Source organism: Roseovarius atlanticus (assembly GCF_019802205.1).
Taxonomy (GTDB): Bacteria; Pseudomonadota; Alphaproteobacteria; order Rhodobacterales; family Rhodobacteraceae; genus Roseovarius; species Roseovarius atlanticus_A.
Map to the genome: position 1 here is coordinate 431,942 of NZ_JAHVHQ010000003.1, position 25,322 is coordinate 457,263.

Sequence of the window (25,322 nt, forward strand, 5' to 3'; positions counted from 1 at the left end):
CTCTCAGAAGGTCGGAATTGGGGTGTCGGGGATCGCTATGGCGGCGTCGGTGGCACGGGTGACGTCCTCGACGCTGGTGCCTGTGGCGAGTTCGGTCAGGGCGAAGCCGTCCGGGGTGACGTCGATCACGGCGAGGTCGGTGAAGATGCGGGTGACGCAGGCGCTGGCCGAGAGGGGCAGGGCGCAGGTGGCCTTGAGCTTGGGGTTGCCGGCGCGGTCGGTGTGGGTGGTGAGCACGGCGACGCGGCGGGCCTTTTGCGCCAGTTCGATGCCGCCGCCCGCGCCGGGGCTGAACTTGCCGGGGATCTTCCAGTTGGCGAGATCGCCGGTCTGGCTGATCTCGAAGGCGCCCAGCATGGTGAGGTCCAGCCGGCCCGAGCGGACCACGGCAAAGCTGGTGGCGCTGTCGAAGAAGGCCGAGCCGGGGACGGGCGTGACATAGGCGCCGCCCGCGTCGATGAGGTTGCGGTCGGCCCGGTCGGGCGAGAGGGCGGGGCCGATGCCGGTCATGCCGTTCTCGGTATGCAGGCAGACCGGGAAATCGGCGGGCAGGTGGTTGACCACCTTGGTCGGCAGGCCGATGCCGAGGTTGACGACCATGCCCGGTGCAATCTCGCGCGCGGCGCGGGCCACCATGCGATCCCTAGCGTCGGACAACGGCGTAATCCTCTGATATCTCGGGCAATTCCGTGACGTGATCGACGAAGACGCCGGGGGTGTGGACGGCGTTGGGGTCGAGGTCGCCCAACGGCACGACGCGCTCGGCCTCGGCGATCACCAAGGGCGCGGCCATGGCCATGAGCGGGTTGAAGTTCCGCGCGGTGGCGACATAGGCGAGGTTGCCGAAGGGGTCGGCGGTGTCGGCGTGGATCAGGGACACGTCGGCGCGCAGGGCAGGCTCGACGAGGTAGGGCGTTCCGTTCATCTCGACCACCTGCTTGCCGCGGGCGAGTTCGGTGTCGATGCCGATATCGCTGAGGATCGCGCCGATGCCAGCGCCGCCCGCGCGGATGCGCTCGGCGAGGATGCCTTGGGCGTTGAATTCGACCTCGATCGCGCCGGAATTCATCAGGCCGATGGCGTGGCTGTTGAGGCCGAGATGGGTTGTGATGAGGCGTCTGACCTGACCTGTTTGCAGCAGGTGGTCGATACCCATGCCGGGCTCGTTCGCGTCGTTCTTGATCAGCGTGAGGTTGCGCGCGCCGTGCGCCACCAGCGCCCGGATCAGGGTCATGGGCGTGCCAGGGACGCCGAAGCCGCCGACCATGACGGTGGCGCCGTCCTTGATCTGGGCAATGGCGTCTTCGATGCTGCAGCGCTTGTCGGGGAGTCTCATGCCGCGCTCTCCACCGGCAGGCCGATCTCCTGCGCGAAGGCGTCGAGGGCGTCGCGGAGGATGGTCATCATTTCGGCGATTTGTGCCTCGGTGATGATAAGGGGCGGGGCGACGAGGAAATGGTCGCCCTTGGTGCCGCCCCGGGTGCGCCGGGAATAGAGGATGAGGCCGCGTTCGTAGGCCAGTTCGACAAGGCGGTCATGGGCGTTGAGCGCGGGGTCGAGCGGTTCCATCGTGGTGCGGTCGGAGACGAATTCGAACGCGGTGAGCAGACCCTTGCCACGCACGTCGCCAATGAAGGGGTAGCGGTTCATCAGGGCGCGCAGTTCGGACATCAGGACGTCGCCCATGCGGGCGGCGTTGCCGATGAGGTCGTGTTCTTCCATCTCTTCCAGCACCGCGAGGCCGGCGGCGCAGGCCAGCGGGTTGCCGGCATAGGTGAAGCCGTGGGCGAAGCCGCCCGCATCCAGCACCGGATCGACAAGGCGGCGGCCCGCGACCATCGCGCCGAGGGGCGCGTAGCCCGCGCCGAAGCCCTTGGACATGGAGACGATATCGGGGGTGATGCCCCAATGTTCGGCGGCGAGGAATTTGCCGGTGCGGCCCGCGCCGGTCATGACCTCGTCATAGATCAGCAGCACGCCGAACTCGTCGCAGATCTCGCGGATGCGGCCATAATAGCTGTCGGGCGCGACGAGCGCGCCGGTGGAGGCGCCGCCGACGGGTTCCATTATGAAGGCCAGCACGGTGTCGGGGCCCTCGGCGAGGATCTTGTCGCGCAAAAGCTCGGCGTATTTCAGGCCGCGCGCCTCTTCCGTCAGGTTGTCGCGGTCGAGATAGGTGGTGGGGGCGGCGACCTTGGGCATTTCGCTCAGCATCGGCGCGAAAGGGTCGCGCAGGGGGGCGTAGCCGGTGAGGTCGAGCGCGCCGAAGGTGCAGCCGTGGTAGGAGGGAAAGCGCGAGATGACCTTGTAGCGGTTGTTGTGGCCCTGGGTCAGGGCGTATTGGCGGGCGAGTTTCACGGCGCTTTCCACCGCCTCGGAGCCGCCGGAGACGAAGAACACGCGGTCGAGGCCGTCGGGCGTCATGGCGACGGTCTTGGCGGCCAGATCCTCGGACGGGTGGGTGCGGAAATGCAGGCGGTAGCCGAAGGTGGCCTTGTCCATCTGCGCCTTCATTTTGGCCAGCACGCGCGGGTTGGAGTGGCCAATGTTCGACACCATCGCGCCCGACGATCCGTCGATGTAGCGCTTGCCCGCCTCGTCGATCAGGTGGATCCCCTCGCCATGGTCGAGAAACGGTCGCGGGTTGCGCGACTGGTAGAAGAGGTAAGAGGGCGTGTCGGTCACTTGGCGCCTGCGAGGTGCTTGCGAAGAAATTCGCGGGTGCGGTCCTTGGTGGGTTTTTTGAAAACCACGCTGGGCGGGCCTTCCTCGACCACCACGCCCTTGTCCATGAAAAGCACGCGGTCGCAGACCGAAGCCGCGAAATCCATCTCGTGGGTGACGATGATCATGGTCATGTGTTCCTCGGCCAGTTTCTTCATGACCTGGTTCACCTCGTCCACCAGTTCGGGGTCGAGGGCCGATGTGGCCTCGTCGAAGAGCATGAGCTTGGGCTTCATGGCGAGGGCGCGGGCGATGGCGACGCGCTGTTTCTGGCCGCCCGACAGCTGCGACGGGTAATAGTCGATCCGTTCCAGCATCCCGACCTTGTCGAGCTGTTCCTCGGCCAGCTTGTCGGCCTCGGCCTTGGAAAGGCCCTTGAGCAGCTTCGGCGCCATGGTGACGTTGTCGCGGGCGGTCATGTGGGGGAACAGGTTGAAGTGCTGGAACACCATGCCGATGTCCTGGCGCATCTGGTTGATGTGCTTTTCGTACTGGCGGTAGGGCAGGTCCCGGTTCACCTGCACGCCGTCGAGCCAGATTTCGCCGCCCGTCAGCGCATCGAGGTCGTTGATGGCGCGCAGGAGCGTGGATTTGCCTGAACCCGACGGGCCGATGATCGCCACGATCTGGCCGCGCGCGACGTTGAGGCTGATGTCCTTGAGCACCTCAAGCTTGCCGAAGGATTTCTGGGCATGCTTGATTTCGACGAAATGTTCGGTGTCGGTCATGGTCTGTCTCCTGACGATCAGCGCGAGATTGCGATGCGGCGCTCGATGCGGCGCTGCACCCATTCCATGCAGAGGTTGATGACGTAGTAGAAGGCGGCGGCGACGAGGTAGAACTCGAACGGCCTGTAAGTGGCACCGATCGCGCGCTGGGCCGAGAGAGTCAGCTCGCTGACGCCGATCACCGACACCAGGGCGCTGTCCTTGAGAAGTGCGATCATGTTGTTGCCGATGGGCGGGATCACGTCGCGCACGGCCTGCGGGATGACCACCTTGCGCAGCGCCTGGCCCCGGCTGAGGCCGACGGTGCGGGCGGCCTCCATCTGGCCCTTGTCGACGGACAGGATGGCGGTCTGGATCAGTTCGGAATTGTAGACCGCGAAGTGCAGGCCCAGCCCGATGATGCCGGCGACGAAGGCGGGCAGGTCGATGCCGATCTGCACGAGGCCGAAATAGATCAGGAAGAGCTGCAGGAGCAGCGGCGTGCCCATGAAGACCCATTCGATCAGGCGGAAGGGCTGGCGGATGATCCACGGCGCGTAGAGCGCGATGACCGCGAAAATGATGCCGCCGAAGAAGCTGACCAGCGCGGCGGCGACGGCGATGAAGATCGTCCAGAGGCAACCCAGCAGGATCACGTCGAGATGTTCCGGAACAACCGTGAAGTCGAGGCCCATTCTGGTTTTCCTTTCCGGTCAGTTGATCTGGACGCGGCGGTCCAGCCAGGCGACAGCCCGGCCGGTGGCGTAGATGATGATCATGTAGAGAATGCCCGCGAGCAGGAACATTTCGAACGGCTTGTAGGTGGAGCCGATGTAGCGCTGCGCGGTGTAGGTGAGTTCGACGACCGAGATCGCGGCCACCAGCGCCGTGGACTTGATCAGCATGTTGAGGTTCACGCCAAGCGGGCGGACCATCAGGCGCGCGGCCTGGGGCAGGGTCGTGTTGTAGAACGCCTGCCAGCGGCTGAGGCCGAGGGTGCGGGCCGCCTCGCGCTGACCCTTGGGGATCGAGATGATCGCGCCACGGATGGTTTCGGTCATGTAGGCGCCCACGTTGACGCCGAGGCCGATGACGCCTGCCTCGAACGCGTCGAGCTGGATGCCGACCTGGGGGCCGCCGAAATAGAGGATGAAAAGCTGGATGAGCGCGGGCGTGCCGCGAAAGACGCTGACATAGGCCGCGCCGAGGAAGCGGAAGACCGCGAGGCGCGACAGGCGCATCGCGGCACCGAGCGCGCCGCAGGTCAGGCCGAGCAGGGCCGTCAGGACCGAGAGCTGGATCGTCACCCAGGCGGCCTGAAGGAAGAAGGGATAGACCCTTTGCATCAACTCTATGTCCATGGCGTGTCCTTCTGGCAGGTCGCGGGGCCGGGGCGTGGCGAAGACAGTCCGGCTAAATCGGGAGCGTGGCTGAACAGGTCAGGGGCAAGGCGCACCGCGCCCGGGCCGTCAGCCGGTCCAATCCGGGTCAGGAGCCCGGACGGCCCCGCCGACCTGCGATGGCGGCGGGGCGGAAGGGCCTAGCGGATGTCCGCGCCGACCCACTTTTCGGCGATTTCCATGTAGGTGCCGTCTTCCATCATGGAATCCAGCGCCTCCTGCATGGCGGCGGCCAGTTCGGGGCTGCCTTCGCGGATGGCGATGCCCGCGCCGAAGGGTTCGGTCGTGGGATCGGCGAACATCTCGTATTCCTGGCCCTTCTCGCCCATGGCGAGGATGGCGGCGATGGAATCGTTCACGATGGCGTCGACGCGGCCGTTTTCAAGCTCCAGCAGAAGTTCGGGCAGGCCCTTGTAGGTGCTGACGTTGTAGCCCTTTTCGCGCGCCCAGTCTTCGTGCGTTTCACCCAAGGTGAGGCCGACCTTCTTGCCTTCGAGATCCTCCAGGCTGGTGATGCCCGAGCCGGGCTGGGTGAAGATGGCGCGCTTGTCGGAATAGTACGGACCGACGAAATCCACGACCTCGTCCCGCTCCTCGGTGATGGTCATGGAGCCGACGATGGCGTCGTACTTGTTGGAGAGAAGCCCGCCGATGATTCCGTCCCACGCGGTGGTGACGATCTCGGCCTCGAGCCCCATGCGCTTGGCCATCTCGGTGCCGATGGCGGGGTCGAAGCCCACCACCTCGTTCTGGTCGTTGACGAAGTTGAACGGCGGGTAGGCGCCGGACATCGCGATGCGGATGACACCCTTTTCCTTAAGGGTTTCAAGTTCTTCCGCGGCGGCGGGGGCGAGGCCCGCGACGGCAAGGCCCATGGCCGCGACAACGGATTTCAGAACGGTTCGGCGGATTGTCATATGTGTCTCCATGTTGATTTTCGGCGCCGGGTCTTTTGCCCGTGCAGCATTGGCGGCGTACGCCGCTTGTGCAAAAGCCTTGCATGGTCGGAATTATCGCGCAAATAAATAATAAGCATTCTTACTATAGAGGAAATCTATGAGCCTGCCGCAGCGCCGTCGCTTTCCGTGGAACCTGGACTGGAACCTGTTGCGTACCTTCATGGTGATCGTCGAACAGCGCGGCATCTCGAAGGCGGCGAGCCATCTGGGCCTGAAACAGCCAACGGTGTCGGCGGCCCTGAAGCGGCTGGAGCAGAGCATCGGCAAGACACTGGTGATCCGCAAACCCAACGAGTTCACGATCACCCGGGCGGGTCAGGTTCTTTACACGGAATGCGCGACGATTTTCGGCACGGTGTCGCAGATCCCGGCGATCCTGGACGAGGACAAGGCCGAGCTGCGCGGGCATTTGTCCATCGCGATCACCTCGTCGGTGATATCGGAGCATTTCGACGGTGTGCTGAACCGCTTTGCGCAGGCGCATCCCAGCGTGACCTATTCCTTCACGGTATTCGAGAGCGACGAGGTAGAGACGATGATCAAGCTCAACCGCGCCAGTTTCGGGATCTGCCTGCTGACGACGGTGCCCAAGAACCTGAGGACGATGGTGCTTTACCGCGAGTATTTCGGCCTTTACTGCGGCGCGCGGCATCCGTTGTTCGGGGCGGATGCGATCCTGCCGGAGGATCTGGAGGGCGAGCCCTTCGTGGCCTTCCAGACCGAGGCGGAAGGCGGACCGCTGGAGGCGATCTCGCAGCTGCGGGCCCGGCTGAACCTGTCGCGCAATTGGCGCGGCGTGTCGTCCAGCCTGAACGAGATCCGGCGCATGATCATGGCGAATGTGGGGATCGGCGCGCTGCCGCTGCACGTGGCGGCGCAGGACGTGGCGGCGGGTCGAATCCGCCAGCTGCCCCCGTTCGATGATCTGCCGATGGTCGACATATACCTGCTGAGCAACCCGTCGCGCCGGCACTCCGAGGCCGAGGCGAAGTTCCTGGAGGCGGTCGAGGACAGCCTGTCGCGGACCGCGCTGCAGGATCGGACCTATGGCGCGTCGGCGCCGGTCTGACGGGATCGGGCGCGAATCCTGCGGGGCATCGGCCCGATCCAGGCGCTGGTATCGCAGGTTCGGCGATGGCGCGAGAGGACCCGCACGTCAGACGGCGTAGCAGATGACATCCGTCCCGTCGACGCCGTGCGCACGCAGGTAGATCCGCCGGGTGGGCAGCAACCGAGCCATCAGCAGGGGCAGCCTCCAGAGGTCCTCGGGGAGGTGGTACACGCTGACAGCGAGCTTGGGGTTGTTGGCCGTCACATGCTCTGCCGACCCGTTCAGGGCGTCCCACTCGGCCCCTTCGATATCGAATTTCGCATAGGCCGGTTGCCCGGCAGGCATCACGTCAGCCAACCGTTTGACCGGCATCGAGACAGTGCCGCCTGCGTCGAAGGCGGCGCTCATGTCGGCCGTGGCATTGAACGACAAGACGCCCGCTTTGGCGCCAAGCCCGCAATTCAGAGCCGTCACGCGATCGCCCAGACGCTGGTCCGCGATGCGCCGTTCGAGGCGGGCGTGGTTCTCGGGGTCGGGCTCGATACAGACGGCACCTTCGAACACGCCTCGGGAATGCGTCAGGAAGTCTGCCAGCGTGTCCCCGTCATAGGCGCCCGCGTCGACAAAAAAGACATTCGGGCTCAGATTGATATCGAGATCCTTCGGAAAATAGATATCGTCCAGTCGCGGAACGGGAAGACGGGTGAAATCGAGCGACACGCGCCATGCGATCTGCCTGGAAAATGTCTCGCGCGAAATCGCATCGGCCCAGAGCGCGTCGCATGCCAGGATGCTGTCTTTTTCGCGCAGGACCGCCTCGGGTGGCATCACGTTGCAAAGCCCGTCGCATTCTTCGGGAAACAGCCAGGTCGACAGCATGAAGCTCTCGGCTTTCAGCCCGGTTTGGGCCAGCAAGGCCTGTGCCTGCACGAAGGTCAGCTTGGGGTTCAGTACCGTAACCAGAACGGTCACGTCGGGTTTGAGCGTTTCCGCTGCCTGCTGCCGGCCCATGACCCGCAGGCCGTCGATCGTCGTGCCCTGCTTTGCGGGGGTGTCGTCGATGAAGGCAACCGGCTCGACACCTGCGCGGCGCAGACGTTTCAGGACCTCGCGCCCGGTGTTGCCAGCCCCGAAGAGGGCGAGGTTGCCCGTGTCGGGCAGCGCCAGGTCAAGCCTGCGGCGGGATCGCTCCCGGGCCTCTTGCGGTGTCTCGGAGAGGATGGCTCTCAGGTCGGTCTGTGCCGCTTTAGACAGGGTCACGGCTGGCGTGCCCTGGCCGCACGGGCCGCTTCGATCTTGCCTTCACGCCAGTCCTTGACGCTCTTGGGGATCTCGTATTCGAAGCCAAGGTAGTCCCGCACCTTCGGATCCTCGACTTCGACGCCTCGCTGCGCGAAAATTTCCTTGAAATTGTACTGCTGGCGCAGCATCGGCGGCGTGATGATGTGGTTGACGGCGCGCCGCACGTCGTTCGAGTTGTTCTTGCCGGTGCGATGATACAGCATGGCATCGAAGAAGATGATCGTCCCGGGCGGGCACTTCACCACTTTCTGGTGGTTGCGGACGAAATCTTCCGACGGAAAAGCCTCGAATAGATGCGTCCCCGGCAGCACATAGGTTCCACCCGTCACTTCGTCGAACGGATCAACCGCCAGCAGGGCGCTGAGGGCCAGCGGCCGGGACGATGTGTAGTGCTGGTAGTTCAGGTCGCGATGCCAGGTGAACTGGTAATGGTCGCGCCCCGGCTGGTTCAGGATGCCGTTGTGAGACATCAGCACGCAATACTGCCTGAGGAACGCGGCGGCGACCTCCAGGATGACCGGCAGGGTGGCGATTTTCAGCATGAGGGGATCGTAGGCACAGACGGCACGCGCGATATTCGCGTCTTTCATGAGCCGCAGATTGTCCTCGCCACCGACCTCTTCGGCTTGCTGGGCATAGACCTTGTCAAGTACGTCCCGGGCCTGGGCGAGTTCGCTTTCTTCAAGACCGCTGGGCGCGAGCGCGTATCCGTTGATCCGCAACTCTTCGATGCATCTCTCGATGTCGCCGGTCGTCGCGGTCTGCTCCGCCACGCCGTGCGTAAGCACTGTGGTGTCGAGGTCGGTCTCGCCCATGACGTCACACTCCCAAGCTTCAATTACCAGGGTGTCAGCGCACTGATAAATTAATCGAACCAGCCAAAATCAAACGGGGTCAGTATCGCGATCGCATTCGGTTATCGCAAGTCTGAAGTCCTGTTTGGGAGGCGCAGCTTAAGGGTTCTGCCTCTCCGCTGCGTCGGCGGTTTTGGAGCCGGGGCCACACGTGCGGCCTTGCCGATTCGTGCGCCTCGACCGAAGGAGTCACCCGAAGGCCGGAGGGAAGTGTCGCGTGTGATCGCCTTTGGGGTAGATTGGCGTGCTGGCGATGGCTACCATTTTCGACAGGCTGAAAGCGAGCGGGTCAGGGATTGCAAGGTGACTTGTCGAAACGAGTGCCACAGGGAGAAGACGGTGACGGATCTGAACAATTTGCAATTCCACACGGGCCGACGGTGCGTTGACCGCGGCCGCAATCCTATGCCTTGTCGACTAGCCGGATGCTGCAATGCAGGATGACCAGCGGCCCTTGCGCGTCGGTTTGGTGCTCGCCGATCCCAACGCGGCAAGACCTGACAGTGCGCGTCTGGTCGAAATCCTCGATGACATGGACCTGGTCGACCTGGTGTGCATTGTCGCCTCGGGCGAGGAGGCGACAAGCGCAACCAGCCTGATGTCGTCCGCTTTGGCGCTTGAAACGGCCGTCACCCGGCAAACGGCGCGGGACGTACCGATACCCGGCCTGCATGACCGGGACATCCTGCCCGCCGATCCCGGGATTGTGCCGGACCTTGACCTGATCCTCGACGATTCGGGAATTCCTGCCGTCGAAGAGCTTGCCGGAAACGCGGAACATGGAATTTGGCGGCTTTCGACGGTCGATCCGGAGAGCGGGCTTCATGCCGCGGTGACCAATGCGCCGGTCACGCCGGTCCGCCTGTGGAGTTTCACGTCGGAGGAAGAGGGCTGGCGGAGGATTGCCGAAACGGAGTTCGACACCAAGTTCCTGGCCTCGCGCAACCTGCTGTTTCAACGCGAGAAGGCCGTGCGCTTTCTGACCGGCCAGTTGGCGCGCCTTGCGCTGTGCGAGGTGCCGGTGCTGGAGGAGCTGCCGGACGAGGTGCCTGACGACAAGGCAGCGTCGGTTCTTCAGCTGCCGCAATATGTCGGGCGCGTTGCGGCGGAAGCGGCGGTGCGCAGCGCCAACACGATCCGTGCGCGCATGGGCGGGCGTCCCGGAAGATTTTGCTTGCGCCTGGCGGAGGGCACCGCGCTGACCTTCGATCCGGTTTCGGCGGTCGAGTTCGACGCGCCTGCCGGGTCGTACTGGGCAGATCCGTTCCTGATTGCGCATCAGGGCGAGGTCCATGTGTTCTTCGAGGTATTCGATTATCGCTCGGGGCGCGGACATATCGCGGCAGGCCGTCTGAACGAGGGGCGGCTGGACTTCGTCGGGGATGCGATCCGGACCTCTTATCACTTGTCCTATCCGTTCGTGTTTCAGCACGGCGACGACATCTTCATGCTGCCCGAAACGAGCGAAGGGAAAAGGCTGGAACTTTGGCGGGCGACCGACTTTCCGCTGGGGTGGACGTTGCATGCAACGGCGATGGAGGGTGTAAGCGCGTCCGACAGCACGTTGGCCAAGGTGGGCGGGGATTGGTGGTTGTTCACCAATCTTTGCGAGGACAGTTTCGATGATTTCTGCTCCGAGTTGCATCTGTTTCGCGTTGACGGACCGGACCTTGCCGAGATCATCCCGCATCCGATGAACCCGGTCGTGGTCAACTCGCGCACCGCGCGCGGGGGAGGGCGCGTGTTTCAGCAGGACGGGCGGTTGTTTCGCCCGAGCCAGGACAATTCGCATGGCACGTATGGGTACGGGCTGAACATCATGGAGATCGAGGCGCTGGATATGGACCGCTACCAGGAAAAGCTGGTGCGCCATATCACGCCGCGGCAGGTGCCCGGCACCATCGGCATCCACCATATCGACGTGTTGGACGGACAGGTGATCTTCGACGTTCGCAAACGGTGAACGGGCAGGTCAGATCGCGGGCATCACCAGTATCCGGCTGCGCAACAGAGCAGCGATGCAGATCGACCAGACGGTGACCTCGGCTGCGGCAGTGGCCAGCAAGAGGGTCGCCGAGCCGCCCGCAAGCGGGAATAGGCCGACAATATAGATCACCGACAGGCACAAGGCGGTCAGGCCAAGCCCGGGCAGCGTGATCTCTACCAGGTCGGACACGGTGATTCCGGCGGCACGCATCATCAGGGTCACCGATACGCACATGGTCACACAGGTCTTGAGCAGGACCGCCAGCGCCGCGGCTTCGGGGGAGTGCCGGCCGATGGCGAAGAGCAGCGTGACAAGCAACAGCGTGTCGCCCAGCCGCACGAAGAACTGCTGCCTTGAACGGCCCAGGCATGTCAGCGTCGGCTCGAGAAGAAAGCTGAGGCTTTCTATGAGGCGCGCGATTGCGATGATCGAGATGATCGTGACGGCGGCGGCCCAGGAGGGGTCAAACACAGCCGTGACGATATCGGACGCCAGGACGCTGACGGTGATCATGGCCGGCGCCATGAGGGCAAAGCACAGCGCGACATTGTTCTTCCAGAGCGTTCGGATGTCAGATTGGTTGTCCGACGCTTCCTTGCGCGCGAATTGTGCCCAGCTGATGATGCCCATCGGCTGTGTCACGACGTCCGCGGCGGTGTTCGCGATGCGCGAGCCGGCCCGGTAGGCGCCCACCGCGGCGGGATTGAGAAAGGCGCCGAGGATCAGGTCCGCGCCATAGTTCGACAGCATGCCCAGCGAGGACGAGCCCCAGAGCGGCCACGCCTCGCGCAGGCCGCTGCGGATGGTCGCAAGCTTGATGCGGGGTTTCGGCACGATGCGCACGAGCGCTGCATAGAGCACCAGGATGAAGGCCATCGAGGTCAGGCGCGACATGACCAGGGCCTCGATGCCGAAGCCTGCCCGGAACATGCCAACGGCCGTCGCCAGGGCCACCAGCTCTGACAGCAGAACCAGGATTGCGGTGGCCCGAACCCGACCGTCGCGCACCAGATGGGCTTCGAGCCATGCGCTGAACGAGGCGAGGACCGGAATAGGGGCGAGGCCAACCAGGGCGAAGGCCGTTCCAAGGTCCGACAGGTTGCCGATGGACAGACCGATGAGAACCATCGTCATCGACCCGGCGGCGCCGATCGCGAATTGCAGCGCGAAAAGCGTGTCGCGATCCGCTGGCAGGTCCTTGGTGCGCAGGATCGTCTGATAGACGCCGGTGTACATGAGGGTGGTGAAGATAACGCACAGGGCCGAGGCGATTGCGAAGCTGCCGAATTCCGCAAGGTCCAGCGCGCGCGACGCCACGAGGATGAGCACGAAGGCGCAGACCTGAGACACCACCCTGGAGGCGACGCCGACGGCGAAAGGCGACAAGAGGGTCCGCAGCATCAAATCCCTTCCCGATCCGATCGCGCCAAAGGCTCAGGGCCCCTTTGGCCTTACTGTCTGAATTCCGTGTGATTCCAACAGGTCGATGAACCTGTCTCGGAACTGGGTCTCGTCGAAACGCGCGGCATGCGAGATGATGAGCCGGCTGTCCAGCCGTTGCAGCTGTTCGGATTCGAACAGGCGCACCGCGTCGACCAGAGCATCGGCCGTCTGGTCGTGGAACAGAAGGCCTGTCTCTCCGTCCACCACGGTGTCGAGCACGCCGCCGCGACCATACGCGATCACGGGCCGACCCGCCGCCATGACTTCCACGGGCAGGATGCCGAAATCCTCTTCGCCGGGAAAGATCAGGGCGCGGCACGCGGCAAAGTAGGATTTCAGCTTTTCGTCCGAGACACGGCCCAGGAAGCGGATGTTGCGCCCGGCGCCCCGGGCCAGGGCCCGTCGCGCCTTATCAGGTCCGCCGATGACGATCAGGGGCTTGTCGAGGCGATTGAACGCCTCGATCGCGAGATCGGGGCGTTTGTAGGAGGTCAGTTCGCCGGCATAGAGATAGAACGATCCGACTTCCGTATCGGGCGCAGGGGCGAAGGCCGACACGTCGACGGGCGGATGGATCACGTGCGACGTGCGCCGCCAGTACTTCATGATCCTGCGCTGCACGAAATGCGAATTCGCCACAAAATCATCGACCCGTGCAGCGCTCGTCACGTCCCAGCTTCGCAACCGGCTGGTCAAGGGCCCCATCAGTGCCCGGGTGAGCGGATCGGTGTTCTTGCGGTAGAGGCCGTACTGATCCCAGATGTAGCGCATGGGGGAATGCACATAGCTTAGATGCAGGGCATTGGGTTGCGGGATCACCCCCTTTGCGGGACCGGATTCGGACGAAATCACGAGGTCGTAGCCGGACAGATCCAGGTCTTCCAATGCGCGCGGCATCTTCGAGACATACTTGGTGTAAAAGCGCCGCGCCATCGGCAGCCGCGCGATGTTCGTCGTGAAGACCCTGTGGCGCCGGATCGTGGCGCTGACTTTGCCAGGATCGTAGACATGCGTGTAGATGTCGGCATCGGGAAAGAGGCGGCACAGAGCTTCAAGCACCTTTTCACCGCCGCGCATGCCGACCAACCAGTAATGTATCAGTGCGACACGCGGTTGCGCCCCGTGCAGAATTGCGGGGCCGTGGGACGCAGACGCACGCACCTCGGCCTTGGACGGGCCGGAGTGCCCGGGATCGAGGGGTTGAACGAGGGATGCGTCGACCGTACTCATGCCATTGGGACCTTTTCGCCTACGTGCGCAACTTGTTTAACACAATGCCTTCGACCGGCAGTCGCAGCTTTTGCAGCATGGCCAGCCCTTCCTTCACTTCGGTGCGCCTGGTCTTTTCGCTTTCGATGACAAGAACACGATTGTCCGATGCCTTGGCGACGATGACGGAAAAGGCCGAGGACAGGAGCGCAGGTCCCTGCAGAATGACCATATCGTAGAGCTCTTTGAGTTCTTCGACGATCGCCTCGATGTCCAGGCTCGAAAGCTCCTCAGCGATTTCGGGAGAGGGGCGTGCGCACACCAGAACGTCGAACGGCATGTCGTCAGGCGTGCTGATGGCCTGTTTCAGGTCGCACTCCCCTGCGATTACGTCTGCCAGGTCATGCTGAACCTTCCAATGGAATTGCCGTGACACGGTTGCCTGGCGCAGGTCGAAATCCACGAAAATCGCGGCGCGACCGGAGCGCGCCGACACTTCCGCCAAGGCCAGCGCCGTGGTCGTGCGGCCTTCGCCCGGCTTTGTGGACAGCACCGTCACGCTTGTGGAAATCGCGAACTCATCGCGCATCAGCAGCATCGTCATGAGCTTGCGAATGTTCTCGGCGAAAGGTGAATACGGCTTCTTTCGAATGTGTTTCAGGAAACCGCGGGTCGAGAACCAGCGTTCGGCGGGCAGGGTGGCGACAACGGGTAGGCCGATCTCGTCGGCGACCTCCCTGGGCGTTCGGAAGGTCGTTGCGGTCAATTCGGCCATGAAGGCCCAGACCGATACTAGGGCCAGCATCGTGGTGCCGGCCAGCGCTGCCATCAGCTTCGGCCTCGGCGCGGAGGGGCTCAACGGCAGGGTGGCGCGCTCGATCAGCTTGGCCTCGGCGTTTTGCAGGCGTTCCTGCGTGCGCGCGTCGGTGAGCTTTGAAAGCAATGCCTCGTAGGTCTGGCGTGCGGCCTGTGCCTGCCGTTCGGTCTTGCGCTGGGCGATTTCTCCGCGGGACATTTCGACGACGCGCCGTTCCATCTGGCTGATGGTCTCGCCGATCGCGTCCTCACTCAGCCGCGCGACCTCGTATCCGCTTTCGAGATTCTCCAGTTCAAGGCGCACTTCCAGGGCGATTTCGTCCTCGATCTGTTTCAGATCGCGGAGGATGCGGGCGCGGCGGGGGTGATCGGGCCCCACGGTTTCCGCCCATCCGGCGTCAAGCTGACGCAAATCGACAGCGCGCTCTTGCAGGTCGTCCATGGCAGTGCTTGGCACCAGGGCCGCGGCCGCAAGCGGGCCCTGGTTTTCCATGACCTGACGCAGCTGAAGCATCTGCGCCTCGGCCGTCGTGCGCGCGGCGCGCGCTTCGACCAGTTGATTGTTCAGCCTCGATATCTGTTCGCTGGCGTTTTCCAGCGTGCCGCCATTCGCAAGCAGGCTTTCGGTCCGCATCTTGGCGACGTCTTCTTCCGTCTTGGCCACTTCATCGCCAAGCGCTTCCAGCCGCTCTTCGAGCCAGCTTCCGGCTTGTCGGATCGTTTGCCTGCGGGTGTCGACCTGGTTGGCGAGGTAACGCTCTGCCAGCACGTTGGGCAGGTCCATCGTGAGTTGTGGATCGTGAGACGAAAACGACATCACAATGACATAGCTTTCGTTTTCGGCCCAGACCGTCAGTCGTTCGCGCACCGCCCAGACGAGCCCGTCCATGAGCGTTTCCTGCGGCAGTTCCTTCAGTTCCGGAACGAGGGCGAGGATACGCTCGCGCCCGACCGTTTCGATGACATCCTGAAGCAGGAGATTGGAGGTCAGAATCGCGATTTCGCCGTTGATCACCTGTTGCGACGGTTCGCGGTTTTCAAGAACCTCGATGCCGGTGAGAAACTGGGCACGGCTTGGATCGAGCAGGATTTTCGTTGTCGCGGAATAGGAGAAGGGCAGAAGGCTGACGAGGAAATAGGCCGTGTAGGCGGCCAACGCGCTCAGGCCCAGGATCAGCTTCCAGCGGCGCAAGAACTGTCCCAGAAGCGCGCGCATGTCGACGGCGTCGGGATCACGCGATCTGCTTGCGCCGTGCATCGACGCGTCGACCCGCATCCGGTCGGACTCCGGGAAGACCGTATTCATCCGAGACCACTCCAAACTACAATCACTTGTCTTCCCCTGCCGTCAAAATCACGCCGCTTTTCAAGCGGACGGACAGACACGTATACATGCCGATCCGAATGCGGCTGGGATACTAAATTCGTAAAAACCCCCGTCCAATTAAGCTTGGGAGCGCCGCTGCGAGTCAACGAATACCGGGAAATGCATTTGATCTTGGGTCAGAATGTGAACAGTCTTGGAGAATTGTTGCTATTCGTGCGTAAAAGTGAACGCTGAGCGGGGTTTCGGGAAATCAGGTTTCGGGTGTTCTGCATGATGATTCGCGTTGTGCGATCGAGCCGACGATCGCTCTCGTTCCAGGAAGGCACCATTTTGGTGTCTTTGTGAAGGCAATTCTGTGGCATCACCTGCTGGGTTTCGCCATCTGTCATGTCCGCTTCCTGGTGGCCGCAAGATAACAAAGGCTTTTCGGCATAGGGCCTGTGCGCTGCTTTCGCGGACCGGGGGCGAGAGTGTTATCGTTGCCAAATCATGTCCAATTCACGCGATGCCGCCACACTGCTTACGCGCTTGGGATGCGTGGCGCGCAGTTTGAGCGAAATTGGACAATTTTCTTTGTTTGAGCGCGGGATCGTCTAGTCTTGGTACCGCGACACGCGCCAAGGTGCGGGGCGGTGCGTTTTTTCAAAGTTCGTCGATGAACTGCGCAGTCGATTATTTGTAGGGGCCTGATTTGGAAATCGTTCCAAGCACATTTCTTGCGCTTGTTGCTGCCGCAACGCTGCTTTGGATCGGCCCGTTCCGGGGACTTTGGGCATTCGTCGGACTGGCGCCGTTCGGCGCCGCAGCCGCCTTCAATCTACCGGCGCTCGGCGGGGCCACGATAGGGCAGCTCGAGTTCACGTTGTGCATCGTCTTTTTCATAGCCATTGCCCGTCATGGCGGGCCGGATCGTATCCTTGGGACCCTGAGGCCCTTGCAGCCCGGTTTCTTCCTGCTTCTGCTCCTGATCTACTGCTTCATCTCGGCGGTTTTCTTTCCGAGGATCTTTGCGGGCGATACGGAGATCTTCGGATTGTCGCGCGCTGTGAACGAAGATCGGATCATCTCCATCCCTCTTGCGCCATCGAGCGGAAACATCACGCAGAGCTTTTATTTCCTTTTGTCGTCCCTCGTCTTTCTGGCCTTGGCGACGCTCTATCGCCTGCGGCCGGATGAAGGGGCGGTGTTCAAGGCCCTGGTGATTTGCACCTCGGTCAATTTCGCGCTCGGGGTGATCGACGTGGTCTCTGCCGCTGCCGGGTTGAAGACACTGATGGACCCGCTTCGGACGGCGAATTACGCCATGGCTGTTTTCCATGAAATGGCCGGTATCAAACGCATGGTGGGTGGCATGCCCGAAGCCTCGGCGTTCGGTTCCTTTTCTGTCGTGCTCTTCGGGTTCTGGCTGCATTACTGGACGGTGTCCGCCAGGTCACGGCTGGTCACGGCGATGCTCCTGATTTCGCTTTTCTGTGTCCTGCGCTCGACCTCGTCGGGGGCCTATGTCGCGCTGGTATTGCTGCTGGTGTACTATTCCATAGCGGTTCTGTTCAGATCGGCGGGAGGGGCGTTTCCGAGACGGGTGGCCTTCTATCTTGTCACGACAATCGCGGTCGCGTGGCTGGCCGGCATCGCGATGCTGGTCGGGTACCATATGTTCGACGTCGTGGAGCGGTTCCTGAACGAAACGCTTTTCAGCAAGCTTCAAAGCGACTCGGGCGTCGAGCGGATGACGTGGAATGCCCAGGCGTACAAGAATTTCACCGATACTTGGCTGATGGGGGCGGGGCTGGGCAGCGTGCGGGCATCGAACTGGTTCATGGCGTGCCTCGGCAGCCTGGGGGTCCTTGGTACGGCACTTTATCTCTTCTTTCTGGCCTCGTTGTTTTCGGCACCGGCCAGAACCGGGTCCAAACCGCGCGACAACGTCATTCAAGCCCTGAAGGTGGCGTGTCTGGCGCAGATCATCGCGGCAATGCTGACGGCAGCCACGCCGAACCTGGGCACGCTCTTTTTCATCTTCGCGGGCCTGGTTGTCGGGCTGTCGCGCAGCCGGATCGTGGTGCGGGCGGAGGACGCCTCCCAGTGGCTTGCGCACCCGCGCCCCGCGCATGGACTGCGCCGGAGGCAGGTGCCTTGATCCGCGCCGCGCGACCTTGGGTTCTGGCCTTCGTGGCGATGACGAGCGCCGTTGCAGCCGAGCCGCTGCGGGGGCCCTTGCTGGGTGCGGCGTCGAATTTCGGCCAAAGCTGGCAGCCGGAGGCGCTCGCGGGAGGCCGAGATCTGGGCGTCGAGATGTTTCGCGACGAGGTGATCTGGAACCACGTGGAACAGTCGGACGGGCGGCTGGAGTTCGGGTCGATGCGCGAAGCCTACCCGGAGATGCTTGCGGAGCTTGGCGCGGATCTGCTTCTTCTGGCCTATAGCGGGCACCCGAACTGGGAGGAGGGTCATGTGCCGCAAGACGCCGAGGGGCAGGCGGCGTTCGCGAATTATCAGACGCGGATTCTGCAGCGGTTTCCCGCCATCGAGGCGATCGAGATCGGCAACGAGTTCAATTCGTGGGAGTTTGCGGAGCTTGAAGGCTGGCCACCCGACCTTCAGGCGCGGGCGGACGCCTATGTGGACCTGCTTGCGGCCACCGCAGGCGCCGTTCGAGCGATAAGGCCGGAGATCGAGATCCTGGGCGGAGCGGCGCATTCTGTTCCCGTGGCGTGGGCCGAAGCCGTGGTTGCCGCCGGTGGTCTGGCGCACATGGATGCCTTCGTATTGCATCCCTATACGAGCAAGCCCGAAATGATCGGGCGCCAGATCGACGTGCTGCGCCAGGTGCCGGGCCTGTCGGACATGCCGATCGCCATCACCGAGTTCGGCACCACCGATGCCGGTCTGGCCCCGGATTATCTTGTGCGTATGTATTGCCAGATGGCGCTTGGCGGCGTGAACCGTGCAATCTGGTACCCGTTCAGCCCGCGTGGCGACGGGCTGGTCCCCATCGTTGACGAAGACGGGACGCCGACTGAAACGGGGCAGGCTTTCGCGCTTATCCGTGCGCATCTCGAAGGCCGGGTCGCAAGCGATGTCGCACCTGACCCCTTTACCTATGCGTGCAAGTTCGGTCAGAGCGCATTGGTGATATGGGGCGCGCCGCGCGAGGTCATGTTGGCCCCGGGTTTGCGGGCGCTGAACAGCGCGGGTGTTGTGCTGGAGGCACCTTTGCGGCTGTCGCGCGACAAGACGCTCTTGATCCTTTCGGATGGCCCCCCGGTCGAGCTGGGTGATACGGTCAGGCTCGGTCCTCAGCGGGTGCTGGCCGACAGCTATGACGGGTTTTCGTACCTGAAGGTCGAGGACAGGCCCCTGTTCGTGCGGCGGGGTGAAACCGACCTGCCGCTGGAACCGCGACCGGGGCAGGAGAGCGACGGCGTTCCCTGGACCCCCTATCTGGCCCTGCCGCAAGACGGGACGGTTCGGGTTGGCGCGGATTGGGCCGTGCCGTCGTCCTGGGGGCCGGACGACCCGGTGTCGGTTGTCTATCGGTACGACACGAGCGCGCCGCGCGAGGTCGATCTGCGCGTAGAGGTCGCACCTGACGCGGGCAGCACGGACGGGGTTCTGGTGACAGTGCAGCACGAGGGGCGCGTCTTGTCGAAGACCGTCGTTTCGACGCCGACGACCGTGCGATCCGACGGGGTAGCTCTTGGTGCCGGTGACAGCGTGGAGGTCATGCTGGGGCCAAACCGCAGCGCCGAGGGGGACCACACTCGCTGGCGCGTGACCGTTCTGAGTGCGCAATGACAGAGGTCATGGCATCGATGCCGTCGCGGTATGCTGGTGACCAAAGGGTCGAGCGCGTGGTGGTGTTCAACGATCACAGTAGCCGCAATGGCGGCGCCGCGATCCTTGCGCTGCTTCTGATCCGGAAGCTGCGGGAACGCGGGCTGGCCGTGAGCTTCGTCACCGGGGATGCGGGCGACAATCCGGAACTTGCCGACCTGGGTGTCGACGTGATCGCATATGGTGGCAGCGATCTGCTGAGCCGGTCGAAGGGGGAGGCCCTTGCCCGGGGATTGCATGACGCTGCGGCGGAGGAGTTTGTCGCCCGGGCCGTGTCCCGGCTGGATGGGCCGGGAACGGTCTATCACATGCATAACTGGTCCCAGATCTTTTCGCCGTCGGTCTTTCGGGCCCTGAGAAAGGTCGCGGACCGGGTGTTCCTGCATGCCCACGACAATTTTCTGGCCTGTCCGAACGGGATGTACATGAACTATCGCCGTGGACACAGCTGCCCGCTGGTGCCGCTGGGCGCGGCCTGCTGGATGACGAACTGCGACAAACGCAACTATGCTCACAAGCTTTGGCGTGCTGCGCGCCACGCGCTCTTGTTCCGGCACATCGACCGGCGAGCGCCCTGGGCCGGTGTCATCGCGATCCACGAGCAGCAGGTGGAAAAGTTCCGACGCGCGGGGTACCCGGAACGTCTGTTGCGGGTCGTGCGCAACCCGGCGAACCCCTACACCACGACGCGGGTCGAGGCGGAAGAGAATGATCTTCTGGTCTATGTCGGCCGCCTGGAACGGGACAAGGGGGTCATGGACCTGGTCGAGGCCGCGGCACGCACCGGGCAGCGATTGAGGCTGATCGGGGTTGGTGATCTGCATGACCGGATCGAACGAGATTATCCCACGGTTGAACTGGCAGGGTGGCAGCCCGCGGACCGGATCGGTGCGCTGGTCGCCGATGCGCGCGCGCTTGTCATGCCCTCCCGACATCCCGAGACCTTTGGTCTCGTGATTGCCGAGGCGGCGCAATGCGGCCTTCCGGTGCTTGTTTCGAACCAGACGGCGTTGGCCGCGGATGTCGAACGCCTGGGCTGCGGGCTGGCCTTTGACGTGTTCGATCCTGCGGAGTTCGATGCCAAGCTGTCACGCATCCGGGACATGAACGCCGAGGAGATCGCCGGAATGAGCAGGCGGGGTTTCTCCGAGGGATCGCTCCTGTCGACGACACCGGACAGCTGGGCTGACATGCTGGTCGCGCTCTACGGTGCTGCCGTGGCGCGTTGAGCGACGGAGAGCCGGCGTCGCGCCTAAACCTGTCCGGCCCGAAGAAGGCGGTTGAACGCACGGCGCTTGAGATCGAGATAGCGGGGCGGAAGCACGGTTTCGGCGGTGCGATAGGTGAACTTGCGAAAACGCCGCGCCGCGCCGGGCGGTGTCAGGCCGCGTTCCAGTGACCCTTCGCAGAGCGCGCGCGTCTCGTTGGCGAATTCCTTTTTGTAACGTTCGTCGCCGCGCCCCAGATCTATCTCGGTCAGCCCCTCGTTCGCGGCCTGCCGGACACAATGCAGCAGCAACCCGAGCCCGGGCGTGTATCGAGACGCCGCGTTGTCGTAGGTGGGGAACCACCAGTGCCAGGTGTTTTCCGACCTCATTCCGAAATGCGCCGCGACAAGGCGGTCGCCCGCATAAAGCGAAGAGAGGCGCCCCGAGAATTCCGGCTGATCCGTGCTGCGAATCCGTTCGAGCACCTGCATCGCCCACGGCTGATCGAGCACGAACCGCGCGCCCATCGCAGCGATCGCCGCGCGCTTCCAGGTCAGAAAGGTTGTCCAGGTATCGGCTGCCTTGTCATCCGTTTCGAACCGGACCGGCCCAAGTTCGCGCTCCATTTTTCGCAGTTTGCGCTCGACGTTTTTGAGTGCGCTGCCAGAGTTGAGCCGCCCCGCACGCCAGGTCTCGATCCCGCCAGAGAGGTCAATCAATGGTGACCCGGTTTGTCGGAACGCATTTCTTTCGAACAAGGGGGTGTCGCGGAGAGCATGGTCGAAATCGTATGTGGAGAGGCCGCACGCCACCAATAAATCGCGCGGGTTCATGGCCTCTGGCGCCTCGCCCACGATGCCCTGGTAATCGGCAATCGGCGCGGCCAGCGGCGCTCCACGCGCGCCGGGCCGACGGTGAAATGGGAAGAACCCCTTTATGGTGTCGCCGTCCCGCAGGATGGCGATTTCGACGTCACTGCGGACGTGGGCAACGGCCTGAAGGAACGCGACCGAAAAGAACGGGCTGCGCAACAGAGGGTTGCCTGCCTGCAGCCGGCGCCATGTCTGCATGAGCCCGGAATCGAGGTCTGACGGGTCGATCAATTCGATACCAGGCCGGAGCTTGCTTGAGATAGGGTTCATGTCGGCAACAGTAGTGGAGGGCATTGGGTGCGTATAGTGAGCAAAACTCGGGGTCCCGTGACAAAGACCTGCCGAGATGCGGATGCATCCGGGTTCCCGCGTGGCGGGCCCTGCCTTGTTTCGTTTGCGGCGATGGATTGACGCGCGCGGCAAATTCTTCCTAGCTGGTTGCGCCATTCGCAGGAAAGCAATTCGCCCGATGTTCACGTCCCAGTCCGAAGCCCGTGTTGCCATAATTGTCGCTTCGAAGGGGCGATCGGACGTGTTGCAAGGGCTTGTTCCATTCATCAACCGGCAAACCCTGAAACCGGCGAAACTGGTTTTCGCGGTGACCAGCCCTGCCGATGCCGATTTCGACCTTGAGACCCTTCTGGACCCGGCAATTTCGGGTGAGGTGGTCATCAGCGCGGCCGGGGCGTGCAAGCAACGCAATCGCGCCCTGGACAGGCTGGGGGACGACATCGACTTCTGCGTTTTCTATGACGACGATTTCTACCCGTCCCGTCATGCATTGTCCGAACTGGTGCGGGGCTTCGAGTTTCACGAGGATGTGGATGGCATTACGGGGACGCTTGTCGCGGACGGCATCAACGGGCCCGGGCTGTCGCCGCAAGAGGCCGCGGCCATGCTGAGCGATTGGGACACCGCTTTCCACCCTGATGCTCATGCCCCCCCGCGGATCGTTCGGGACACACTTGGGCTTTACGGCTGCAACATGGCCATACGCAGCCGTGCTGCTCATGGTCTGCGGTTCGATGAAGTGCTGCCGGCCTATGGATGGCAGGAAGATGTCGATTTCGGTGCGAGACTGCCGGGGCGCTGCGTTCAGATCGAGAACTTCACGGGTGTGCATCTGGGGACCAAGGCAGGAAGAGAAAGTCGCGGCGAGCTTCTTGGGTACAGCCAGGTCGTGAACCTGCATTACCTGTGGCGGAAGGGTACGATCACTGCCGGTCACGCCCTGAACCTCGTCCTGAGAAACATGGTGGCCAACCACGTCAAGGCGCTCCGGCCGGAGCCGTGGATCGACCGTGCTGGCCGGATGCGTGGGAACTGGCGCGGTCTCTGCGACGTACTGCTCGGGCGGGCGGCTCCAGGCAGAATCGATTCGCTCTAAAGGCGATTCGCGGGTCGTCGCGATCGAGCAATTTTGCTCTGACGCTCTTGTTCAGGGATGATTTTTGTCCGCAAGCATCCGGTTTGAAGCGGTTTTACAAGGTATTGGAAACAATCTTTTTCAAATCTGCAGTGCAATCTATCGCCAAAGAAGAGTTGCGAGAGGCAGATGCGCGCGCTGCGTGTGCGGAGTTAAAATTCCTTAATGGAAAGTTAAATAATGTGATATGTTGGATTGCGGCAATTTGATGTCATTTTAAGGAAAGGTTTCGGGCGATAGAGGCCCGAAAATTGGGGGAATTACTATGTTTGTGTTTGAAGATCCTGCTAAGCAGGGTCCGGTTGAGGTATTGCCTAATGGAAAGGTCGAAGTTCCGTCATATTTGAGCGGTCGCACTGACGCCCGAAGATCCGCATCTGTAACCAAGTTATTGCTCGATAAGGTCATTGCCGGTTCCGCTCTTCTGGCTCTTTTTCCCGTGATGCTGGCGGCAGCAGTAGCGATCAGGCTTACAACTGGCGGTCCCGTGTTCTTCCAGCACCGAAGGGTGGGCCTCGGCGGGCAACAGTTTGGCTGCCTCAAATTCTGCACGATGGTTCCGGATGCCGAGAACCTGCTTCAGTTCATTCTGAAGACGGACCCGGTCGCGCGTGCCGAATGGACGGCAAACTACAAGTTCGAGAATGACAGTCGTGTCACGTGGGTTGGACGGTTTCTGCGGCGCACCAGCATCGACGAGCTGCCACAGCTGATCAACGTGCTGCGCGGCGACATGACGCTGGTCGGTCCACGGCCGATCACCCAGGCGGAGCTGGAATTCTACGGATTGCACGCAGCGTACTACAAGTCCGTGCGCCCGGGGTTGACCGGCCTGTGGCAGGTCAGCGGACGCAGCGATACGGATTATCCCGAACGTGTCGCACTTGATGTACGCTATATTCGGTCGGCATCCCTTTCGTCGGATCTGAAGATCCTGCTTCAGACAATCGGAATTGTTCTGGCACGTCGCGGTGCTGTATGATGGCGTATAGATCCCGGTAAAAGGCGTTGCCTCGATGCGATCGGTTGAAACGGTGACAAAGCTCCAGACGTCTGATCTCGCTCTTGCAAACACTGACAGCGTCTCGTCTGTCAGCCGTATCACGATCAACGGCAAGTTCCTGCAAGGTGAACTGATGCGGAACGGCGTGCACCGGACCGCACTGAACTTTTCCGCGCAGATCATGCGACGGGCGCAAGGCGTCATCCCGGCCAGGATCGTGGCACCGCACGTGAACGACGTCAGGACCGTAGGCATGCTTGGCCTGGAGCCTGAAGTGTTCGCCGGCCGGCTTGGCAAGGGCCAGGGGTGGGAGATGTTGACCTTGCCGGCGCTGACCCGTGGGGAACTTCTGGTCAATTTCTGCAATCTGGGTCCGATCCTGCATCGCAACAGCGTCGTGATGATCCATGACGCGCAGGTCCTGACACAGCCCCAGTCCTACAGCCGGCGGCAGGTGCTGGGGTACCGGCTGCTCTGGCGGCAGATCTCGCGGCACGCGCGCGCGATACTGACCGTGTCAGAGCATTCGCGCCAGACACTCGCGGAGCTGGGCTTTGCGCCTCTCGACAAGACGTTCGTGGTGCATAACGGGACGGACCATATCCTGCGCACCGCCCCGGACGAAAAGATATTGCAACGGCTGAACCTGGCCGACCGGCGCTTTGTACTGGCGTTGGGGTCGCTTCAACCGCACAAGAACCTGGCGACATTGTTCCGGGCTTTCGAGGCTCCGCAACTGGCCGATGTCCCATTGGTGCTGGTCGGGCAGCCCGGGCGCCGGGACTATGAGGCGCGCGGATGGTCCCCGCCGAGGAACGCCGTTTTCGTGGGGCCGGTAAACGACGCGGAATTGCGTGCGCTTTATACGCAGGCAGCGGCCTTTCTCTTTCCGTCGGTCACGGAAGGGTTCGGCCTGCCTCCGATCGAGGCGATGCATTGCGGGACGGCCGCACTGGTGTCGGACGGCGGCGCGATCCCGGAAGTCAGTGGCCCGGGTGCTTGCGTGTTGCCAACGCGTGATCCCGGCGCGTGGGCGGAGGCAGTGCTGAAATACCTGGGGGACGATGCCGCAAGATCGGCGCTTGTGGCCCGGGGGCGGGTGCGTGCGGAACAATTGACGTGGGATCAGGCCGGGGCGACACTCTGGCAACGCCTTTCTACGATGCTTTGAAAATACATTCGGCGCGAAAAAATGGC

21 protein-coding genes are annotated in these 25,322 nt (G+C 62.9%); 8 read left to right on the plus strand and 13 right to left on the minus strand.

Going from position 1 to position 25,322, the window contains the following annotated elements; all coding sequences use genetic code 11:
* Positions 1-3: 3 nt before the first annotated feature.
* The 7 genes from KUV49_RS07955 to KUV49_RS07985 all read right to left on the minus strand — a co-directional run bounded on the left by KUV49_RS07955 (position 4) and on the right by KUV49_RS07985 (position 5,748).
* Entirely contained in the window at positions 4-657 is a 654-nt protein-coding gene (locus tag KUV49_RS07955; RefSeq protein ID WP_261391089.1) for a CoA-transferase subunit beta, read from the minus strand.
* Positions 644-1,336 (minus strand): CoA transferase subunit A, encoded by a 693-nt coding sequence (locus KUV49_RS07960; protein WP_222449487.1) that lies wholly within the window; start codon positions 1,334-1,336, stop codon positions 644-646. The genes KUV49_RS07955 and KUV49_RS07960 overlap by 14 nt, the downstream gene beginning before the upstream one ends.
* Positions 1,333-2,685 (minus strand): aspartate aminotransferase family protein, encoded by a 1,353-nt coding sequence (locus tag KUV49_RS07965; protein ID WP_222449488.1) that lies wholly within the window; start codon positions 2,683-2,685, stop codon positions 1,333-1,335. The genes KUV49_RS07960 and KUV49_RS07965 overlap by 4 nt, the downstream gene beginning before the upstream one ends.
* Positions 2,682-3,452: an amino acid ABC transporter ATP-binding protein gene (locus KUV49_RS07970; RefSeq protein WP_222449489.1), complete on the minus strand. Its 771-nt coding sequence runs from the start codon at positions 3,450-3,452 to the stop codon at positions 2,682-2,684. The genes KUV49_RS07965 and KUV49_RS07970 overlap by 4 nt, the downstream gene beginning before the upstream one ends.
* Before the next feature lie 17 nt (positions 3,453-3,469).
* A complete protein-coding gene (locus tag KUV49_RS07975) occupies positions 3,470-4,126 on the minus strand; it encodes an amino acid ABC transporter permease (RefSeq protein WP_222449490.1) in 657 nt (218 codons plus the stop codon).
* A gap of 18 nt (positions 4,127-4,144) precedes the next feature.
* Positions 4,145-4,792, minus strand: a complete 648-nt coding sequence (locus KUV49_RS07980) for an amino acid ABC transporter permease (RefSeq protein WP_222449491.1) — start codon at positions 4,790-4,792, stop codon at positions 4,145-4,147.
* 179 nt (positions 4,793-4,971) lie between these two features.
* Positions 4,972-5,748 carry a transporter substrate-binding domain-containing protein gene (locus tag KUV49_RS07985; protein ID WP_222449492.1) on the minus strand — a complete coding sequence of 259 codons (777 nt, stop codon included), beginning with the start codon at positions 5,746-5,748 and terminating at the stop codon, positions 4,972-4,974.
* 139 nt (positions 5,749-5,887) lie between these two features.
* Here KUV49_RS07985 and KUV49_RS07990 point away from each other — a divergent pair, with 139 nt between their 5' ends.
* Positions 5,888-6,859: a LysR family transcriptional regulator gene (locus KUV49_RS07990; RefSeq protein WP_222449493.1), complete on the plus strand. Its 972-nt coding sequence runs from the start codon at positions 5,888-5,890 to the stop codon at positions 6,857-6,859.
* Positions 6,860-6,946: 87 nt separating this feature from the next.
* On the opposite strand, the gene KUV49_RS07995 is transcribed toward KUV49_RS07990, so the two are convergent.
* Together KUV49_RS07995 and KUV49_RS08000 are read right to left on the minus strand one after the other, a co-directional pair.
* Complete coding sequence (locus tag KUV49_RS07995; RefSeq protein WP_222449494.1) at positions 6,947-8,101, minus strand: FkbM family methyltransferase; 1,155 nt, start codon at positions 8,099-8,101, stop codon at positions 6,947-6,949.
* On the minus strand, positions 8,098-8,958 hold the full coding sequence (locus tag KUV49_RS08000; protein ID WP_222449495.1) for a phytanoyl-CoA dioxygenase family protein: 861 nt from the start codon (positions 8,956-8,958) through the stop codon (positions 8,098-8,100). The genes KUV49_RS07995 and KUV49_RS08000 overlap by 4 nt, the downstream gene beginning before the upstream one ends.
* Positions 8,959-9,430: 472 nt before the next feature.
* Here KUV49_RS08000 and KUV49_RS08005 point away from each other — a divergent pair, with 472 nt between their 5' ends.
* Complete coding sequence (locus KUV49_RS08005) at positions 9,431-10,960, plus strand: hypothetical protein (RefSeq protein WP_222449496.1); 1,530 nt, start codon at positions 9,431-9,433, stop codon at positions 10,958-10,960.
* A 9-nt stretch (positions 10,961-10,969) separates the two neighbouring features.
* Here KUV49_RS08005 and KUV49_RS08010 read toward each other — a convergent pair whose 3' ends face one another.
* Genes KUV49_RS08010 through KUV49_RS08020 form a run of 3 tightly spaced genes read right to left on the minus strand, consistent with a single transcriptional unit; the run spans position 10,970 to position 15,758 of the window.
* The gene (locus tag KUV49_RS08010) at positions 10,970-12,385 is read right to left on the minus strand and encodes an oligosaccharide flippase family protein (RefSeq protein ID WP_222449497.1); all 1,416 of its coding nucleotides are present in this window, start codon (positions 12,383-12,385) and stop codon (positions 10,970-10,972) included.
* Positions 12,386-12,418: 33 nt separating this feature from the next.
* Positions 12,419-13,657, minus strand: coding sequence for a glycosyltransferase (locus KUV49_RS08015; RefSeq protein WP_222449498.1), 1,239 nt, complete (start codon positions 13,655-13,657; stop codon positions 12,419-12,421).
* Between the two features lie 19 nt (positions 13,658-13,676).
* Positions 13,677-15,758, minus strand: coding sequence for a GumC family protein (locus tag KUV49_RS08020; RefSeq protein WP_222449499.1), 2,082 nt, complete (start codon positions 15,756-15,758; stop codon positions 13,677-13,679).
* A 712-nt stretch (positions 15,759-16,470) separates the two neighbouring features.
* On the opposite strand from KUV49_RS08020, the gene KUV49_RS08025 reads away from it, so the two are divergent.
* The 3 genes from KUV49_RS08025 to KUV49_RS08035 are packed head-to-tail and all read left to right on the plus strand — an operon-like array spanning position 16,471 to position 20,845.
* The gene (locus tag KUV49_RS08025; protein WP_222449500.1) at positions 16,471-17,919 is read left to right on the plus strand and encodes an O-antigen ligase family protein; all 1,449 of its coding nucleotides are present in this window, start codon (positions 16,471-16,473) and stop codon (positions 17,917-17,919) included.
* A gap of 32 nt (positions 17,920-17,951) precedes the next feature.
* Positions 17,952-19,577: a hypothetical protein gene (locus tag KUV49_RS08030; RefSeq protein ID WP_222483195.1), complete on the plus strand. Its 1,626-nt coding sequence runs from the start codon at positions 17,952-17,954 to the stop codon at positions 19,575-19,577.
* Positions 19,578-19,585: 8 nt separating this feature from the next.
* Positions 19,586-20,845: a glycosyltransferase family 4 protein gene (locus KUV49_RS08035; protein ID WP_222449502.1), complete on the plus strand. Its 1,260-nt coding sequence runs from the start codon at positions 19,586-19,588 to the stop codon at positions 20,843-20,845.
* A 23-nt stretch (positions 20,846-20,868) separates the two neighbouring features.
* Here the strand turns inward: KUV49_RS08035 and KUV49_RS08040 are convergent, their stop codons facing one another.
* Positions 20,869-21,990, minus strand: coding sequence for a GNAT family N-acetyltransferase (locus KUV49_RS08040; protein ID WP_222449503.1), 1,122 nt, complete (start codon positions 21,988-21,990; stop codon positions 20,869-20,871).
* Between the two features lie 52 nt (positions 21,991-22,042).
* On the opposite strand from KUV49_RS08040, the gene KUV49_RS08045 reads away from it, so the two are divergent.
* The 3 genes from KUV49_RS08045 (at position 22,043) to KUV49_RS08055 (ending at position 25,296) form a co-directional block, all read left to right on the plus strand.
* On the plus strand, positions 22,043-23,083 hold the full coding sequence (locus KUV49_RS08045; RefSeq protein WP_261391090.1) for a glycosyltransferase family 2 protein: 1,041 nt from the start codon (positions 22,043-22,045) through the stop codon (positions 23,081-23,083).
* Between the two features lie 430 nt (positions 23,084-23,513).
* Positions 23,514-24,104 carry a sugar transferase gene (locus tag KUV49_RS08050; protein WP_254701800.1) on the plus strand — a complete coding sequence of 197 codons (591 nt, stop codon included), beginning with the start codon at positions 23,514-23,516 and terminating at the stop codon, positions 24,102-24,104.
* Between the two features lie 34 nt (positions 24,105-24,138).
* Entirely contained in the window at positions 24,139-25,296 is a 1,158-nt protein-coding gene (locus KUV49_RS08055) for a glycosyltransferase family 4 protein (RefSeq protein ID WP_222449504.1), read from the plus strand.
* Positions 25,297-25,322 lie beyond the last annotated feature (26 nt).